The following is a 17931-nucleotide window of genomic DNA, read 5'->3' on the forward strand; positions in this document are numbered from 1 at the left end:
AAAATTATGATATCACAACTTTCCTCATCCTTAAGGTAAACATTTTCCCTGAACTAAAAAAAGCAAAAAGGCACGGATAATTATAAGTTCAATTATACTGACTGTGCCTGTTTGAGTTCTCCGGAAACCTGTTCGAAAACAGCATCCACGAGTGAGTCATAGTCGTGACCTTCCGGGTAGACGGGTTTGTGAAATTTTACTTTAATCTTTTTTCTGGGTCTTGGGACGAAACTTCCTCTAGGCAGCGCATCAATTGCCCCGTCAATTGAGACAGGTACAACAGGCACATTTTTCTCATGAGCAAGAATGGCAAAAGCCTTTTTAAACTCTCCCAAAGCACCTGTGCGGGTTCTGGTACCTTCAGGGAAAATTATGATGTTTTTCCCTTTTTCGAGAAGTGATGCAAGCTTTTGCAGAGACTCTTTCAGATCTTTGTTTATGTCCATCACCACAACATTATTCCTGTTTGCAAGAGCCTTAAGAAATTTCCCTTTAACATGTTTTTCTTTGGCATAGAAATATGTATTCTTAAAAATGGAGTTTTTGATGAACATGGAGACAAAAAGTCCGTCAAAGAAACTTTGATGATTTGGTGCGAGAATGAAAGGTCCCGAAGGAAGATTCTCCAAGCCTTCTCCCCTCACCCGGAAATAAAGTTTAAGGAAAACTTTGGAAGAATTTTTGAAAAGATTTTGGGTAAACCAGCTTTTGGGGAGTTTAAGGTCAACTTTCTCTTTAAATATTTCCGACCATTTGACCGTTTCCACGCTGATTTTGGCTTTGTTTTCTTTCATGAAGTGCGAGAGTTTTTCGACAGTCGGGTGATGGACAAAAATGTCTTCTTTTACCTTAATTCCGAAAGTTGATTCGAGAAAGACATGAAAATTTACTTTGTCAAGACTGTCAAGAGCAAGATCCATTTCGAAATGATCATCAGCATAGACGGCGGTTTTCTTCTGCTCTGTCAGATAATCTCTGATAACGATATATTCCTCAAAATCAGGTTGAGGTTTCTTGTCAACAGCTTTATCCCTTGCAGTTTCTGCCACCAGAGATGCGATCTTGAACCGCTGAATTTTGCCGAGTCTTGTCTTTGGAAGTTCTTCCTTAAACAGAACAAATTTTGCAATTTTTTTAGAGGGATGTGCATTCTTGTTGTATTTATCAATCACTTCCCATCTAAAGGCTTCCTCGTAATTATGAATTTCCTTTTCAGCGAGTTTCTTGAAATTCGGGTAAATGGCTACAGCTATATTGTCATTTTCAGCATAAGCAGCCACTTCTGAGACATAATCGGAAGTTTCCTTCAACTTCCCTTCTATCTCTTCGGGTGAAATGTTTTTCCCGTTTGAGAGAATAATTATCTCTTTCGACCTGCCGGTAATGTGAATGTAGCCCTCTTCATCGAGATGACCCAAATCGCCTGTCTTTAACCATCCATCCTGAAGCACTTCTGCAGTGGCTTCAGGTTTGTTGTAGTAACCTTTCATCACATTTCTGCCTCTGACAAAAATCTCGCCGTCACGGGTTTCGAGTTCAACGCCCTGAAGCAATTCGCCTGCCGAACCAATTTTCCACCTCCCCGGTCTGGTGAATGTGATCATTGGGGCACATTCCGTCATACCATAACCCTCAAGCATCTCAAATCCGAGCGTCTTGTAATCGGAAGCAACTTCCTCGTTCAGTTTTGCCCCACCGCAAACCATGTATTCCACTTTTCCGCCAAATTTTCTGTGCACAGTCCCAAATATCTTTTTGGAGAAACTTCTTGAATTCACTTTTTTTGCCAGCGCAAAGAGCGCTCTTGCAACCGGACTCTTTCTTATTTTATCCATTATTCCTTTGCGAATGGCTTCGTACAACCTCGGAACACCGATGATGATCGCAATTCCATTGTTTTGAAGAGTTGCAATGATATCTTCAGAAACCATTGAAGGCGAAAAAGCGAGTGTACCACCGGAATAGATTGGTGCAATGAACGATCCTAAAAGGGGAAGAATGTGGTGCATAGGTAAAAGTGCAAGCGTATTTCGTTCCGGTGTATATATCGGTACACTTTCGCAGACTCCCTCAAGATTCTTCAAAATATTTTCGAACGAAAGCATCACCCCTTTCGGGTTTCCTGTGGTACCTGAAGTGTAGGTAATAACAGCAGTTTTATTGTGATCTTCCTGAACAAAATCCTGAGCCGTAAATTTCTCGAAATCGCCGGTCATTTCTTCAAAAACCACTACCTTCGGTTTGTATTGGAGAGATTCTTCAATCTTTGTATAATTTTCACGAAACTCTTCAGGAATAAATAACACCTCAGGTCTTGAATCATTCAGTATATAAGCAACTTCAGAAGGCTGCGACATGAAGTCAATGGGTACAGCAGTAGCATTATTCAGCCAGGCGGAGAAAAACGCAAAAGTCCACTCAGGGCGATTTGGTGAATAAATCGCAACTTTATCTGCTTTAATTTCCGAGTAAAGAGATGCATAATACTGCGATTGCTGAAAGAATTCCTGATACGAAATTTTCCTGTCTTTCCAGATTATTGCAGTCTTGTTTCTTATGGTAAATTTCAAACTAATCTCCGTTTATTTTTAAACTTCTAAAATACGGAAAATCCTGCAATCAGTTACGACCTGTTTTTCCGGCAAAAAAAAAGCTGCCTCTTCGCAGAAGCAGCTCACCAAAAGAACAGTAACCTATTTCTTTATAATCCGCATCTTATAAAAAGATCTCCAAACGAAATAAAGAGCAATGGCAAAAAATAACAATCCTACAAGAGGTGCTGTATCTCTGAAACTCACTTCGAGTGCAATCTCCATTGCGAGAAGCCCAAAAAGAGTTGTAAACTTAATCACCGGATTGAGTGCTACAGAGGATGTATCCTTAAACGGATCACCTACGGTATCTCCTACCACTGTTGCATCGTGAAGCGGAGTTCCCTTTTCCTTTAAATTCACTTCCACATATTTTTTTGCATTGTCCCAGGCTCCACCGGCATTTGCCATGAAAACTGCCTGTGACAGTCCAAAAATTGCAATTGATATTAGGAAACTGACAAAGAAAGCAACAGGCTCCTTTGCTCCGTATGCAGGAGCTGAAAGAAATGCAAATGTCAAAGCGAAACTGAAAACAGCCACAAATATGTTGAACATACCGCTTTGGGCATACTGTGTACATATTTTAACAACCTCTTTCGAAGTCTCTATTGATGCACTCTTCTCTGCAGAATCACCGAGCTTGATGTTTTTCTTTATATACTCGACTGCCCGGTAAGCTCCGGTCGTAACTGCCTGTGTTGAAGCCCCTGTAAACCAGTAAACCACAGCACCTCCGGCAATCAGTCCAAAGATGGTATACGGGTTGAGGAGATTTAGAAGTGCTTCCGGCTCGATGCCCAGCGACTTCTTGATTACCAGAATCAGTGAAAAGATCATCGTTGTGGCACCGACCACCGCTGTACCAATAAGAACAGGTTTTGCGGTCGCCTTGAATGTGTTGCCGGCACCGTCATTTTCTTCGAGATAATGTTTTGCTTTTTCGAAATCGGGTTTGAATCCAAAATCCCTTTCGATATCTTTGGAGGCATTTTTGTCTTCTTCGATAAGGGAAAGTTCATAAATCGACTGGGCGTTATCTGTTACGGGTCCGTAACTGTCAACCGCGATTGTAACAGGTCCCATTCCAAGCATACCAAATGCGACAAGTCCGAATGCAAAAATTGCCTGGTATGCCATCATTCCATCAGGAATATACTGTGAAAAGTAAAAAGAGGAATACATTAGAATAATGAAGAGGATTCCTTTCCAAAACGCGCTGAAATTTCCGGCTACAAATCCGGAAAGAATATTCAATGACGGTCCGCCTTCTTTTGAAGCAGCAACGATCTCTGCAACATGTTTTGACTTCGTACTTGTGAATATCTTCGTAAATTCGGGAATAAGTGCAGCACCAAGTGTCCCGCAACTTATTATAGCTGACAAGGTTAACCATAAATCACTTGGAAGGTGACCAATCTGAATCTTGCTTACGATGAATGTTACGATTATTGACAGAATTGAAGTGATCCAAACCAGATTCGTTAGGGGCTTTTCAAAGTCGATATCATCGCTTTTACCGTAGAGGAGGCTGCTGAGTACCCGGTTCAAACCAAAGGCAACTACAGATGTAACGATCATGAGTATTCTCATTACAAATATCCAGGTCAACAAATCCTTTTGGTGTTCCACCGATCCAACCGCAAGCACTATAAAGCTTATCAGGGCAACTCCCGTAACACCGTAGGTTTCAAAACCATCTGCTGTAGGTCCAACGCTGTCTCCCGCATTGTCTCCTGTACAATCAGCGATTACACCCGGATTTCTTGGATCATCTTCTTTTATTTTGAATTCAATCTTCATAAGATCGCTTCCGATATCTGCGATTTTTGTAAAGATACCGCCTGCAATTCTTAATGCACTTGCTCCGAGTGATTCACCAATTGCAAATCCGATAAAACTTGCTCCGGCGAGAGTACTGGGAACAAAAAGCAGTATGATGAGCATCATTACAAGTTCAACACAGATCAACATTACACCTATGCTCATTCCCGAATCGAGAGGAATGTTAAGCAATTTAATTGGTTTACGCTCAAGTGATGCAAAAGCCATCCTCGAGTTTGCCAAGGTATTCATTCGTATCCCGAACCATGCAACGCTGTAAGAGCCGAGAATTCCTATTACGGTCCAACCGAGAATGAACAGAACATTACCCGCTCCATTCCCCTGGAGGAAGCCGAAATAAAATGCAACACAAACAGCGATAAATGCAAAAAGAATGGCGAGGAACTTACCTTGCTGTACAAGATAGGTTTTACTCGTCTCAAAAATCACCTGGGCGATGTCAAGCATCGATTTGTGAGCTCTTAGTTTTTTAACCTTCAGGTACTGATATATACCAAAAGCCAGCCCTGCAAAGCATACCACCAAACCATAATATAAAAGAATGGTTTGATTATCATTCAGAGCAGGAATTTTCAGATCTGCTTCGCTGGCGAACAGGTCGACAGACAAGAACAGGAAAGAAAAAGCGAAAAGTAGTTTTTTGAACATGACTCCTCAATTTGAGTTGTTTATTAATGAATAAATTATCAAGTTAATGCAGTTATATCAGTACAAAATCGCTATTGCGGGTGGGGTAAAAAACAATGGACTAAATTACTACAAATTTTTCAGACAGTCAAAATAATTTAAAGTTTTTTTTTGAATTAGGTATCTGCTTGACTATATTTGTAATCTGTTAAAAATGTTTTTTTACAAACCATAAAGGACCGCAATGTTTGCAGTTGTAGATATAGCAGGACAGCAGTTTAAAGTTTTAGAACAGGAGAAACATTTCGTTCCCCTTCTAAACGCTGAGCCTGAAAGTGAAGTAGTATTCAATAATGTATTGCTTTACTCAGACGATGCCGGCGTAAAAGTTGGCAAGCCGTATGTGGAAGGCTTAAAAGTTACCGCAAAAGTTCTGAGCCATGTTCAAGATGATAAAGTTCTCGTTTTCAAGAAAAAGAGACGCAAAGACTATGACAAGCTCAATGGACACAGACAGCAACTTACCAGAATTGAAATTTTAAAAATCGGATAAGGAGTTAGTAAATGGCACATAAAAAAGGACAAGGATCGACCAAGAACGGTAGAGACAGTAATGCCCAGAGATTGGGAGTGAAAGCTTTCGGCGGTCAGTTCGTCGAAGCAGGCTCCATAATCGTCCGCCAGAGAGGCACTAAATTCCATCCGGGACTTAATGTTGGCAAAGGCAAAGATGACACTCTGTTTGCTCTCACAGACGGAACAGTTCAGTTCAGAGCCCGGGCAAACGACCGTCAGTTTATCTCTGTAATACCTCCAACTGAATAGTTTAAGAGGCTATAATGAAAAAAATCACCGTGGTAGGCGCCGGAAATGTCGGTGCAACTGCAGCTCAGAGGATTGCTGAAAAACATCTCGCAGAGAATGTTGTACTGCTTGATGTTATAGAAGGAATTCCACAAGGTAAAGCCCTCGATATGTGGGAAAGTGCCCCAGTCGAGGATTTTGACAGTTCCGTAATTGGTACTAACGATTATAAAGATACAGCCGGATCTGATATCATTGTGATAACAGCCGGTCTTGCAAGAAAACCCGGTATGACCCGCGATGACCTTCTGATGAAAAATGCAGAAATTGTCAAGTCAGTTACCGAACAGATTGTTCCGGGGTCACCGAATTCAGTCATTGTTGTTGTTTCCAACCCCCTCGATGTAATGACATGGGTTTCCATGAAAACAAGTGGATTCCCAAAACACCGCGTTGTTGGTATGGCAGGAATTCTTGATTCAGCCCGTTTCCGTCTTTTTATTGCAAAAGAGCTAAATGTATCTGTTATGGATGTGCAGGCTCTCGTTCTTGGTGGTCATGGTGATTCAATGGTTCCCCTCGTTAGATACTCAACAGTTTCAGGTATTCCCATTAGTGAACTCCTTCCGGCTGAGCGAATTGCTCAACTCGTTGACAGAGCACGCAACGGGGGTATTGAGATAGTCAACTACCTTAAAACAGGCAGCGCATACTACGCGCCTTCTTCTTCAGCAGTTGAAATGGTTGACGCCATTGTGAAAAACAGGCAGAGAATCCTCCCCTGTGCTGCTTATCTCGAAGGTGAATACGGACTTGACGGCATGTATGTTGGTGTTCCTGTTCAACTTGGAAGTAACGGTATTGAAAAAATCATCGAACTAAACTTGACGGATAGTGAACTTGAAGAACTTCACCGGTCTGCCAACGATGTGAAAGCTAATATCGCAAAACTCAGTTTGTAAGGTGACTGCTTCCTGCAAATCAGTTGATTAATAAATTTAAAACCCTCCGTCAGAAATGGTGAAGGGTTTTTCTATTTTAAATAACAGGCAACTTGAAGTTATGATTGAAACCATAAAAAATCTATCCGATCTGAAATTAAAGCTGAGTATTATCGTTGTCGCGGCTGTATTGTTTCTCCCTTTTCTGGGGAGTGTACACCTTTTTGATTGGGACGAAATCAATTTTGCCGAAGCTTCCAGGGAGATGATCGAAACGGGCGACTGGTTACGCGTCCACATCGATTACGAACCATTCTACGAAAAGCCCCCTCTCTTCTTCTGGGTTCAGGTAGTCTCGATGAAAATCTTCGGTATTAATGAATTTGGTGCAAGATTTCCCAATGCAATCATTGGTATAATCACACTTCTGTTGCTTTATTCCTTTGGGAAGAAACTTTTCGACAGAACATTCGGTTTGCTGTGGGTCATTGCGTATGCGGGGTCAATCCTTCCCTACTTCTACTTCAGGTCCGGAATCCTCGATCCCCTCTTCAATCTTTTCATGTTCATCTCAGCGTGGTACATATTTCGTTTTTTTGATGATGAGGAGGAAAAGAATTACAATCACCTCAATGCAGGATTATTTTCAGGGCTGGCAATTCTTGTAAAGGGTCCGGTCGGATTACTGCTTCCGGGACTGACATTCATTATTTTTAACCTCATTACTATAAAGAAATTCCGGTTTAAAATCGTTCAGATGCTCCTTTTTGGAATTGTCGCAATTCTTACCGCAGGGGTCTGGTTCGGCGTCGAATTGTCTGTAAACGGTCCTGTATTTCTTGAAGCTTTTTTCAAATACCAGATCCGGCTGCTTACGACCGGTGATGCAGGGTTCAGCGGTCCAATTTACTACCATTTGGTCGTTGTTCTTATTGGTTGTTTCCCGGCTTCTCTCTTTGTCTTCAATTCATTTAAAAAGCAGGATACACTCACGGAGGGGCAGAAAAATTTCAAACTGGTCATGTTTATTTTGCTCTCAGTGGTCATGATAATTTTTTCTCTGGTCAAAACGAAGATTGTGCATTACTCCTCTCTTTCCTACTATCCGGTTACTTTCCTGGGGGCACTGGCTCTGTACGAGATCGTAAATGAACGACTCACAAATTTCAGATGGACGAAAATCGCAATCACCACAACCGGGGTTTTTATCGGGTTACTGATCTCTGCACTGGCAATGATCGGAATTTTCAAAGAGGATATCATTCCATATGTACAGGATGAATTTGTTAGGGCAAACCTTAAGGCTGATTCCTTATGGTATGGTTGGGAACCGGTGATTGGACTGTTGCTCGTTGGGACCACAATTTTCTCCGTGATTCTTTTAAACAAAAGAAAACCGGTTAAGGGAATCCTGTTTCTTTTTGGAGGGACTGCTCTCACCCTTTCTCTGATGCTGCCTCTGATGTTGCCTCAAATTGAAAATTATGTACAGGGCGCACCCGTTGGATTTTATGAATCACTCCAGGGGAAGGATGTCTATGTGAAAGCTGTCGGATTCCGGAGTTATGCCGATATCTATTACAGTAAAAAGGAGAAGAAAAACAGCGCTTCCGGTATTGGAATATTGCACAAAGATATCGAAGATTTCCTGATTAATGGAGACATTAAGAAACCTGCCTATTTTGTGACTAAGATAAACGAAAGAGACAAATGGACAAAAATCCCCAATCTCAAGGTTCTTTACGAGAAAAACGGATTTATTTTTTTACAGAGAAGAGAAAAGCCTTAGGCTAATTGTAGATGTCAAATCTGGCAAAGCCCATTTTCTGGAGACGGTGTTTTACCGAGGTAACGAGTACCCCGATTCCATAGATGGAACTGCGTTTGAAATTTATTGAGGAAGCTTCTTCAAAATATTTTGTCGGGCAGGTTACTTCTCCAATCTCATATCCTTTGAAGATAATCTGGGAGAGCATCTGATTATCGAAAACGAAATCATCAGAATTGGCTTCCAGATTCAGATCGCGTAGCACTTCCGCTGAAAACGCCCTGTAGCCTGTATGATATTCAGATAATTTCTGACCAACCAGCCAGTTTTGTACAAGGGTCAAAACTCTGTTTGCGATGTATTTATAGATTGGCATTCCCCCTTTTAATGCACCCTTCCCCAATATCCTTGAGGCGAGTACGACAGGATAGAGCCCGTTGGCAATGATCCAAGAAATTGAAGGAATAAGTTTAGGAGTGTATTGATAATCGGGATGCAGCATGATAACTATATCAGCATTTAATTCGAGAGCCTTCTTGTAACACGATTTCTGATTACCCCCGTATCCCTTGTTTTTATCATGCTTAATAATATGCTTTATTCCAAGGGCTTTTCCGACTTCGGATGTATCGTCTTTGCTCGCATCATCCACAAGCACTACATCGTCCACTATATCAAATGGTATCTCATTGTAAGTCTGTTCAAGTGTTTTCGCTGCATTATAGGCAGGTAAAACAACAACTATCTTCTTATCGTTAATCATTTAATCAGAATATTTTACTAAGTACTTCCACAAGTTTGTTTCGGAAGATAGGCTTTGAAACAAAATCGGTGAACCCGGTTGCAATAAATTTCTCCTTGTCACCCGGGAGAACATATGCTGTGACAGCGATTATTGGAATCGACTCAAGTCCCTCCATGGTTCTTATCACTTTCAGTGCATCCAATCCATTGTATTCACCTTGAAGATTGATGTCGAGCACTATGAAATCAAATTTTTCGTTTTCAAGCATTGGTATCGCATCTTCAAAACTTTGAGAAAACTTGATCGATTTCAGCTCTTTCATCTGAACTTTAAAGAGTATCTGTGAATCAAGTTGATCCTCGATATAAAGACAACTCATGTTACGAAGATCAATCGAAGATGGCTCCCTGTTTTCCGTCACCTTGGCGACAGAAGCAAACCGGCTTTCAGGTGGCTCCGGGGCTGGTGGTGGCGAATATGTCCTGACCGGTTCCTTTGGTACGGGTGGCTGTTCATCCCTTAGCGGGGGTTTCTGTGGAGTAACCTCTCGGGATGAAGTGTCAGGATAAGAGGTCTGCGACGGTTTTGACGGTTTTTTCTCACTGTAATCCGACCGCGAAAAACTTGAATTGAAATCGAATGAAGTATCCGATCGCCTCGCCGGCTCCCTTAATTCATCTCTTTGCGAAGGCGGTTCTTCGAAAGATCTGCGGAAACTCTTTGTATCACTTCTCTCACTTTCCCGTCTGTCGGCTTCTCTCTTTTTTCGTCTGCTTAAGAAATCGAGTTCACTGTCAAAATCAAAATCGATATACTCGCTCTTCTCTTTTTCAGCAGATTTTAAAGGTGGTTCCTGTTTAGGCACCAGATAATCATATTGGGAGCCGCTTACATTTTCCATTGGATTGCCAATCGCTGGAGTGTCGGCATATTCGGCTGAAGTCCTGGGTGGATTGACCTTTTCAGCGGTTATGGCAGGTCTGAAAATATTTTCCTTCTGCTCTTCCACAGCTTCCGTTTCCGAAACAAATTCCGCATTAATTGGAAGAATTAATCCAATCTCGAACGGTAAACCCGATTTTTGAACAATTTCAAATCTGCCATTCAAGAGTGTAAACAACCGTTGCGCGGAGAAGATAGTAAATCTTGATACTCCAAATGCCCTCAACTTAGAAACATCCTGTTCTGAAAAAAGATTCTGGATGATGTAAAGGAGCTTCTGCTGAATTTTCAAGTGGTGATCTCTAAAGGTCACAATGAAATTTGCATCATCAAGCTGGTAGGCACTGATAATTACTTCACGCTCGTCAGTAACATGCGAAATTACCTTAAGAATAAGGCAGACAAGATTCAGTACTTTTTCCTGATCTGAATTTATCTGAACACCCATCGAAACCCGGTCATGAACAATTTCTTTTTTCCAGGGGCTCTGGGAATCATGCATTTCTTTGAAGACTTTCTGCACGAGTTCATCGAGATTGAAATGAGTTTTTGTTATGTCACCAAAATGCTGCTCGATTTGTGCATATTCCGAGATGGAATCCATCGTATAGAGGAGCTTTTTTCTGTTCTCGTCAATATAACCGATTGCCTCTTCCTGCTCCTCGGAAGGAGTCTCCAGTGTGTCCTTCAATTCTGAAATAAATCCGACAATCACATTAATTGGTGTAAGAATTTCGTGGAAGATAAATGAGAGCTGCCCCGGATCTATACCTCCCGCTTTGATCTCGTGGTTGCCCTGTGTCTGTTTTTCGACATATACAATTTTTTCGACAGGTTTGTCGACATATACAATTTTTTCGACTTCTTTTTCGACGACAACTTCTTTTGGCTCTGAAACCACATCAGCGATTCTGCCAATATATGCTACCTGAGAAACTTCACCGTCAATTCCTGAGAATGCAACCGAGGTTACATCAATGGCAACATCAGATTTGGCACTGTTCTTTATTGTGGCACTAAAATTATAGGGTGTTTCGCTCTTCTTAAGAAAATCGGCGCGCGAACTCTCGGAGGCGAGACTGATAATGCTGTTATTGAGAAGATCAGTCCTCTTAAAACCAAGATGTTTTTCTACGGCGGGATTAATATAATTTATAAAACCTGTATTGTCAGTTACAATTAAGATGTCCTGAGAATATTCGAAAACTGTTCGCATCATCTGCAACTGTTCTTCGATTTCAAGAATTTTTGTTATATCTCTGACAATGTTGAAGTGGGCTTCCGCACCTTCATAAGTAAAGGCTATTTTGCATATCTCCACCTGAATTAGCGACCCATCCTTCTTTCGGTGGTTGAAAGGACCCACAAACAAGCCTTCTTCATTTTTTGCTGATTCAGCAATTGTTTGAATTTCCTCGGGAAGATAAAGGTCAGTCAGATCCATTTGCAAAAATTCCTGCCTCGAATAGCCGTATATGTTCAAGGCGGCATCGTTTACATCAAGAAACTTAAAGGATTCCAGATCATAAATAAAGATTGCATCAGGATTTTTGCTGATTATAAATTCATACATCTTGTTTTTTAACTTTAGGATGGTTTCAAGATTAAAATTATTGTCGTCCGCAAATATAAGATTATTCTCTGAATCCTCTCCCCCGGAGAGCTTTTTTTCATCCGACGGTCTTGCAACACCAAGGATGGCAACAAGATTATCATCAAGATCGAGAAGCGGAATTTCGATAATTTCGTGAGGAGTACCAACAGCAACCCCTTTAACTTTGTCGGAAGTCATGATTGCAATGGAGAGACTCTCTTTAAGGTATTTTTCGAGAGCGGTGTAAAAATCGTTGATATAGTTAGGAATGAAGTTTTTTTCTGCCCTGCCCTCCATCTGCCCCGGTTTCAGGTTAAGATGGTTTGAGAACTTGTCATTTACAAGGACATACTTCCCTTCCGAATCTTTTAACCAGATCATCTCGGTGAACTGGTTCGCCTTTGTTTGAAGTTTGTTTTTTGCGAGGTAGGTAAAGGGATATGACGATTCTATTTCACCAAGGAAAGTTGAAAGTTCATCCTGAATTCCAAGATCCTTCATCTCTTTTTTGGAGACATTCAGATTCAGGTGGTTGACACCTCTTTGTGATGATTCCTTGAACTGAAAGAAAAGATATTTCTCACCTGCCACTTCCGGAGATTGAACGGAGTAGCTTACTGTTATCTCTTTCCCGTTCCTCAGATAGAGGGTCACAGAGTCAGAAAAATCGGTTTTTGTCTCAGGTACCAGCAAACTCTTGAGTTTAAGCCCCTCCGAGATCAGGAACAAATCAGCAAACGAATCATTCCCATCTTTGATGGCGAAGAGGATTTCTGCCTTCTCATTGAAAGAGAGCAACTTTCCTTTCATATCCATTATAACAAACGGATAGACTGCACTTCCTGCGAAGCTGTCGAAAAGTTGTTTCAAAGAAGCGGCGTCGATCATCACACCCTTCTATTTACCCTTTTTCTGATCACGAATGTATGCCCGTGCCGGTTCCGAAACGGTTACGAAAACCTCATTGGATGGTTTGGAAACATATCCGTTGCGACTGATTTTAATTCTGTAGTAATATGTTCGCCCTTTTACTATCAAGGTATCATCGAATGCAGTTACATCCTGGCTGAGTATCGCAATTGCCTGATAAGTACCCCCGGCACCATCTTTTCTTTCGACAATGTTATTCTCTTCCTGATTCGAATTATCTTTCCAGGTCAACTTAATCATCTTCTTCGAAACTGCCGGGGTGTCTGCAAATACACCGACAAGATTTGTAACGGGTGTCAAATCGAAGGGCCAGGTTGTTACAGAGACCTCTTTAGAGAAACCTGAATCAGATTGAGCCACAACTTTAAGACGGTAGTAGAAGGTTCCTCCTGATGATAAACCGCCGGAATTGTCGGTATAGGAAGTCCTGCTCAATGAAAGAGTGGCTATATTCGTCCAGAGTACGGAACTTGCCGCTCTTCTCTGGACATTAAGGAATACTGCGTTTGAAGCCCTGTTTACCCATGAAAGCTCCACTTCCCTGGTTCCCCAAGGGGTTGCTGTAAGACTGGTTGGTGCAAGAACACCACTTCCCGAACCACCTTCTGAATTGATTATGGTACTGAAATTCGATTTCCCAATCTTGTTGAAACCCTTGATTTTGTAATAGTTAATTAAAAATGGCTTGGGCAAAGGCAAAAGTCGTGTATTTCCCGAAACGGTGGTGTACAGGAAGAATGACGAATTATCAGTATTTACTTCACTCAACCAAATCTCATAGCCGTCAACAAGCTTTGAAGTATCCTTCCAGGACAGAATAATATCAGATGAACCTTCAGGCTCAATTATTTCGAGTCCGTAGGGCGCAGACGGTGGTGATTTTGAAGTCACGACCGCTATTTTTGTTTTTGTATCGCTTGCCGTTGAATTTCCACCGAGATCATACACTTTTATGTAATAACTGAATGATTTATTTACGAAAGTTGCTGAATCAAGGTTGAGAGTAACCTTGGGTCTGTTTCCGTTTTCCGCCGGGAAGCTGCCTGCAAGCAATCCGTCAACATAAATTTCCACTTTCGCAATGCCCTGGTCATCAGATGCATCATAAATGATCTCCTGTGGTCCGAGGATTATTGTATCATTTGTAGTTGGTTTATAGAGTGCAACTGAAGGAGGGATGGAATCACTTCCACCCAGTGGTTCAACGCACGAGGAGAGAGTTAAAACTGTTATTAAAAGAAGCGCGATCGAAGCAAACTTTTTTATCATGATTAAATACCAAATTCTTAATTTTTGTAGTCTATGTAATAAATTCTGGATTCTGACGGTTTTAAATTTTTAATTCTTAATGTCAATTTTCTAAGCTCTCTGTTCACATCAGTATCAGGCAGCGGGGTGTTAATAATTTCTGTTGAAATTTTATAAGTTTTAGGCATAAGAGTGAAATCAACGGGAACAAGTACCTCTTTCAAAATGGTATTTCCCACATTCGATAGAGCTATTACCATTCTGCTTGTTCCTCTGGCTTCCACTCTAAGTTCTACCCTGTTATTGTTTGTCCACCAGGTATAAAGTACAGGCATGCTGGTTATCCACATATCCTTTTCCTTCATATACTTGATTACATCTTTAACAACCGAAACATACTCCGGTTTCAACTGGAAATTGGTATGCAATTTCAGGACATACAATCCACCCTCAAAAATCAGTCTGTCAACATCTTCCAAGTAGGTGTAAAGCTGATAATCGTGTTCGACCAGACCGTATTTTCCTACAATTTCCTTGTCATCTCTTACAGTTTTGGTCACCGTAATAATGGCTTCCTCACCTTTAACCACATATTTTGGAACTGATCTGTCGGTCAAAGAATCGGTAATTATGTACTTTATCCCGCTTGCAGCAGCAGCCATAAGAGAGTTGTCATCAAACAATCCGTAAAGCGGCTTGATGCCTTTTAATGTACCACCAGTGGTGGTTTTGAAAGTTTTAATTGAATTATTAAAATCCGCTTCCTGAACTTCAAGTTTTTTAAGCTTGTTCACGGTATCATTCACCGAATTCATAAATCCGATATCGACAACGCCCGAGATGTCACCATAAGCAGAAAGACTTTTGACAAGATCTGCATTCGTGCCGGTAAGTCCCCCTTCAACAAGAAAAGTAGCCTTTACCCCCTCTTGTGCCAGGATTGGAAGGAGATTCTTGATATTTCCCGGCTCCTCACCAATAGATGCAAGAATGATGGCAGCAGCCTTTTTATTTCCGGGCCAGTCAACAATATAAGCACTCGGTTTTTTTGCAAGCCAGTTTAGAGAATTTCTTATCAGTTTGTCGAGTACAAGGTATTCTTCCCTTTGCCCTACAATTGTGATAATGTCAAATCCGTACCATACAAATCTCCCCTTGCCGTATGTGCCATAGCAGAGTCCCGAAGTATTTAGAACTTCTTCTCTAACAAGACCTGAGTCAATTTTAAAGTCATACCAAAAACTCAGTTGTTGAGTTCTGGGATCTAAAACTCTCGTCGCAACCATGTTATCCCATGTCGCAATCTTTAACCGGTACCCGGTGGGAATGTCGAATGTGATTGGAGACCCGCCTTTTAATGTCAGCAATCGCGGTGACGGAATTTTTGCTGTTTCTTTAGTAAAAAGTGTTCCGTAAACTTCCTTAAAATACTCCCATCCGCGCCACTTGCCATCAGCAGAGAATGTGCCGGTTGCCCCGGTCGCCATAATGTTGCCGCCCTTGTCGAGATAATCTTTAATTGTAAGAATTTCCCTGTCGCTAAGAGCCTTGATACTGGGCATGATGAGAATCTGATAATTTTCGGGAGTGAGGACTCCTTTTTCAAGATCGTCTTCAGTTATCACGGTAACGGGGAATTTATTCCCCTGGGTGTAGCGCTCCCATGCAGTCACATTATCTTTGATCCAAGTGGAACCTTTAGGGAGAAAATTCTCGGTTTTCTTTGAATAAAGAATGGCAACCTTGGTCTGGTCAGCACCAAATATTTTGGAAAATGCCTCGAGAGAAAATCCGTCAGACGCAAATGCATAAGACCCGAAGACGCCCTGAAGAATGTAATTGTAAATCAGGACGGAGGTCACAAGCATCAGCCCTCCTGCGATTAAAATCAGGAGCGTTGTAAAAAAGGCATTTCTCTTTTTTAACGCCACTTAAGATTCCCGCCTTGTCTTTGCTGTTGTGGAGCCTGCTGTTGTTGCTGCTCCTGTGCGGTTTCAGATGTAACTTTAACAAATTTCTTGGCATTCGTAGTAACAGCAGAGATAGGTGCTTCTCTTCTGGGAGGCGCATACTGCTGAGCAGCCGGAACATTCTCTGTGGCAAAATTACCGGTGACTCTGCTCGGGGCACTCGTTGCCCTATATTCGGGCGCATGGGTTGTCTCAAAGGTCTGTCCGGTTCTTCTCTGTGTCTCACGGGTCGACATGGTAGCGGAGGTCCGTTCAGAAGCCAATTCGGGAGTTACAAGTTCAGCCTGAATTGTTGCCGGGGGCACTGCTTTTGCCCTGACACCCTGAGCCTCCCTGATCTTGAAGAGTATATACGCTCCGATCGAGAGGAAGAAGGTACTGATGGTTGCCACCAGAATGATTGTTGCGAGAATAGGTATTAATTCCATATAAATTCCTTGTTTATTCTATTTACCGGTTCCGATGCGTTCCAGTTTTCCCCAGTTCATATCCAAACCGAGGAACTCTTCAATGGTCGACATCATCTTACAAATATCAATTGCAAATACGAAAAACATTCTGTACACTAAAGAATAAGGTACAAGTCGTAATTCTTCATCTTCCACAGCTACACAATATAGTGCCGTCACTGTATCAAGTAAAGCCAAAAATACCCACCAGAAAAATATCAGACTGGTGTAACCGTAAAAAATCGAGACCACTATAAAGAAAAAGTTGGCAACTATATTCATCGTAGGCCAGATCAATGCTTCATAAAACATTGTCCAGAGAATAAAGGTATCACCAAAGTTAATCGTGGGATTATAAAGCAAATTTTTATGTTTTCTGATCGCCTGGAGAATTCCCCTCGTCCAGCGATATCTTTGCTTCAGAAGCTGCTGCAGCTTAACCGGAGCCTCCGTCCATGCAATTGCTGTTGGTTCATAATAAACCTTCCATCCCTTGGATAATATCTTCAAGGTAAGATCTGCATCTTCAGCAAATGTGTCGCTCGAATAGTAACCGACTTCTTCAATTGCTTTTTTTCTGAACAAACCGATGGGTCCCGGTATAATATTTACGAGTTTAAGAAAACTCTGAGCTGCCCGTGCCATGTTAAGACCTTCGATGTACTCGAGAGCCTGAAGGTCGGCGTAAAATCTTTTTCTGTTCAATACTTTTACATTACCTGCAACAGCTCCGATTCTTGGATCGATAAAATGTCTGGCGGCATTTCTGATTGTTTCAGGTGAAAGCTGACTGTCACCATCCATACAAAGCACTATCTCGGATTTCGAGTAGCTGATCCCGGCGTTCAAAGCTCTTGCCTTGCCGCCATTCGGCTTACTGATCAAAGAAACCTTTACTTTTCCGTATAATCCCTGCTGAAATCCGACGAGTGTCTTCGCCACATCGTAAGTATTGTCAGATGAACCGTCGTTAACGATAATAATTTCATAATTTGAATATTCAAGTTCAAGAAGCGACATGATCGCATCTTTGAGTAATATTCCTTCATTGTACACTGGTACTATGACCGATACAAAGGGCTGAAAATCAGGTCTCTTCGAAAAAGTGTAGTTATTCAGCCATAAATAAGCCATCCCCAAAAGTCCGAAATATCTGATCAACAGAATCAAAAGGAACAGCAGCAGGGAAATCATCGTAGAGTACTCGAAGAGAGCGGAATACGACAGTACGGTCATTGGCATCGTAAAGACAATCACGAGAATCAATGCAAGCGAAGACACACCGGAAGAAATCATCCTTCTAAGAATTTGTCTAAGACGATTCTCTCCGGCAACTTCAGTCGCTTCAGTGTTTTTAACAGTGATCCGGGTAGATCTTATCTTATTTTGAGCCATTGGTTCCTTTATTCTTTTCCACAGTTAATCATCAAATTCCATACCAAACTACAAAGTTGCATATACAGTTCAAATAATCAAT

At 41.5% G+C, this 17931-nt stretch carries 12 protein-coding genes; 4 read left to right on the forward strand and 8 right to left on the reverse strand.

Going from position 1 to position 17931, the window contains the following annotated elements; all coding sequences use genetic code 11:
- Window positions 1-92: 92 nt before the first annotated feature.
- Together LCH52_06085 and LCH52_06090 are read right to left on the reverse strand one after the other, a co-directional pair.
- The gene (locus LCH52_06085; protein MCA0388048.1) at window positions 93-2570 is read right to left on the reverse strand and encodes an AMP-binding protein; all 2478 of its coding nucleotides are present in this window, start codon (window positions 2568-2570) and stop codon (window positions 93-95) included.
- Window positions 2571-2693: 123 nt separating this feature from the next.
- Window positions 2694-5084, reverse strand: coding sequence for a sodium-translocating pyrophosphatase (locus LCH52_06090; protein ID MCA0388049.1), 2391 nt, complete (start codon window positions 5082-5084; stop codon window positions 2694-2696).
- Window positions 5085-5307: 223 nt separating this feature from the next.
- On the opposite strand from LCH52_06090, the gene rplU reads away from it, so the two are divergent.
- From rplU to LCH52_06110, 4 genes are all read left to right on the forward strand, one after another.
- Window positions 5308-5616: a 50S ribosomal protein L21 gene (gene rplU, locus LCH52_06095; protein ID MCA0388050.1), complete on the forward strand. Its 309-nt coding sequence runs from the start codon at window positions 5308-5310 to the stop codon at window positions 5614-5616.
- An 11-nt stretch (window positions 5617-5627) separates the two neighbouring features.
- A complete protein-coding gene (gene rpmA, locus LCH52_06100; protein ID MCA0388051.1) occupies window positions 5628-5888 on the forward strand; it encodes a 50S ribosomal protein L27 in 261 nt (86 codons plus the stop codon).
- Window positions 5889-5902: 14 nt separating this feature from the next.
- Window positions 5903-6829, forward strand: coding sequence for a malate dehydrogenase (mdh, locus tag LCH52_06105; protein ID MCA0388052.1), 927 nt, complete (start codon window positions 5903-5905; stop codon window positions 6827-6829).
- 100 nt (window positions 6830-6929) lie between these two features.
- Window positions 6930-8597 (forward strand): glycosyltransferase family 39 protein, encoded by a 1668-nt coding sequence (locus LCH52_06110; protein ID MCA0388053.1) that lies wholly within the window; start codon window positions 6930-6932, stop codon window positions 8595-8597.
- Window position 8598: 1 nt separating this feature from the next.
- Here the strand turns inward: LCH52_06110 and LCH52_06115 are convergent, their stop codons facing one another.
- The 6 genes from LCH52_06115 to LCH52_06140 are packed head-to-tail and all read right to left on the reverse strand — an operon-like array spanning window position 8599 to window position 17849.
- Window positions 8599-9339, reverse strand: coding sequence for a glycosyltransferase family 2 protein (locus LCH52_06115; protein ID MCA0388054.1), 741 nt, complete (start codon window positions 9337-9339; stop codon window positions 8599-8601).
- A gap of 4 nt (window positions 9340-9343) precedes the next feature.
- A complete protein-coding gene (locus tag LCH52_06120) occupies window positions 9344-12745 on the reverse strand; it encodes a PAS domain S-box protein (protein MCA0388055.1) in 3402 nt (1133 codons plus the stop codon).
- A 9-nt stretch (window positions 12746-12754) separates the two neighbouring features.
- The gene (locus LCH52_06125; GenBank protein MCA0388056.1) at window positions 12755-14056 is read right to left on the reverse strand and encodes a hypothetical protein; all 1302 of its coding nucleotides are present in this window, start codon (window positions 14054-14056) and stop codon (window positions 12755-12757) included.
- Window positions 14057-14073: 17 nt separating this feature from the next.
- Window positions 14074-15903, reverse strand: a complete 1830-nt coding sequence (locus LCH52_06130; protein MCA0388057.1) for a polysaccharide deacetylase family protein — start codon at window positions 15901-15903, stop codon at window positions 14074-14076.
- Window positions 15904-15956: 53 nt separating this feature from the next.
- Complete coding sequence (locus LCH52_06135) at window positions 15957-16433, reverse strand: hypothetical protein (GenBank protein ID MCA0388058.1); 477 nt, start codon at window positions 16431-16433, stop codon at window positions 15957-15959.
- An 18-nt stretch (window positions 16434-16451) separates the two neighbouring features.
- A complete protein-coding gene (locus LCH52_06140) occupies window positions 16452-17849 on the reverse strand; it encodes a glycosyltransferase family 2 protein (GenBank protein ID MCA0388059.1) in 1398 nt (465 codons plus the stop codon).
- Window positions 17850-17931 lie beyond the last annotated feature (82 nt).

The organism is Bacteroidota bacterium (genome assembly GCA_020161395.1).
In the GTDB taxonomy this organism is placed as follows: Bacteria; Bacteroidota; Ignavibacteria; order Ignavibacteriales; family Ignavibacteriaceae; genus UTCHB3.

Bases quoted from the DNA above. Each gene is read 5' to 3' on its own strand.
- mdh (MCA0388052.1), top strand. From the start codon at position 5,903: ATGAAAAAAATCACCGTGGTAGGCGCCGGAAATGTCGGTGCAACTGCA.
- rplU (MCA0388050.1), top strand. From the start codon at position 5,308: ATGTTTGCAGTTGTAGATATAGCAGGACAGCAGTTTAAAGTTTTAGAA.
- rpmA (MCA0388051.1), top strand. From the start codon at position 5,628: ATGGCACATAAAAAAGGACAAGGATCGACCAAGAACGGTAGAGACAGT.
- LCH52_06110 (MCA0388053.1), top strand. From the start codon at position 6,930: ATGATTGAAACCATAAAAAATCTATCCGATCTGAAATTAAAGCTGAGT.
- LCH52_06130 (MCA0388057.1), bottom strand. From the start codon at position 15,903: ATGCTTGTGACCTCCGTCCTGATTTACAATTACATTCTTCAGGGCGTC.
- LCH52_06135 (MCA0388058.1), bottom strand. From the start codon at position 16,433: ATGGAATTAATACCTATTCTCGCAACAATCATTCTGGTGGCAACCATC.
- LCH52_06120 (MCA0388055.1), bottom strand. From the start codon at position 12,745: ATGATCGACGCCGCTTCTTTGAAACAACTTTTCGACAGCTTCGCAGGA.
- LCH52_06115 (MCA0388054.1), bottom strand. From the start codon at position 9,339: ATGATTAACGATAAGAAGATAGTTGTTGTTTTACCTGCCTATAATGCA.
- LCH52_06125 (MCA0388056.1), bottom strand. From the start codon at position 14,056: ATGATAAAAAAGTTTGCTTCGATCGCGCTTCTTTTAATAACAGTTTTA.
- LCH52_06090 (MCA0388049.1), bottom strand. From the start codon at position 5,084: ATGTTCAAAAAACTACTTTTCGCTTTTTCTTTCCTGTTCTTGTCTGTC.
- LCH52_06140 (MCA0388059.1), bottom strand. From the start codon at position 17,849: ATGGCTCAAAATAAGATAAGATCTACCCGGATCACTGTTAAAAACACT.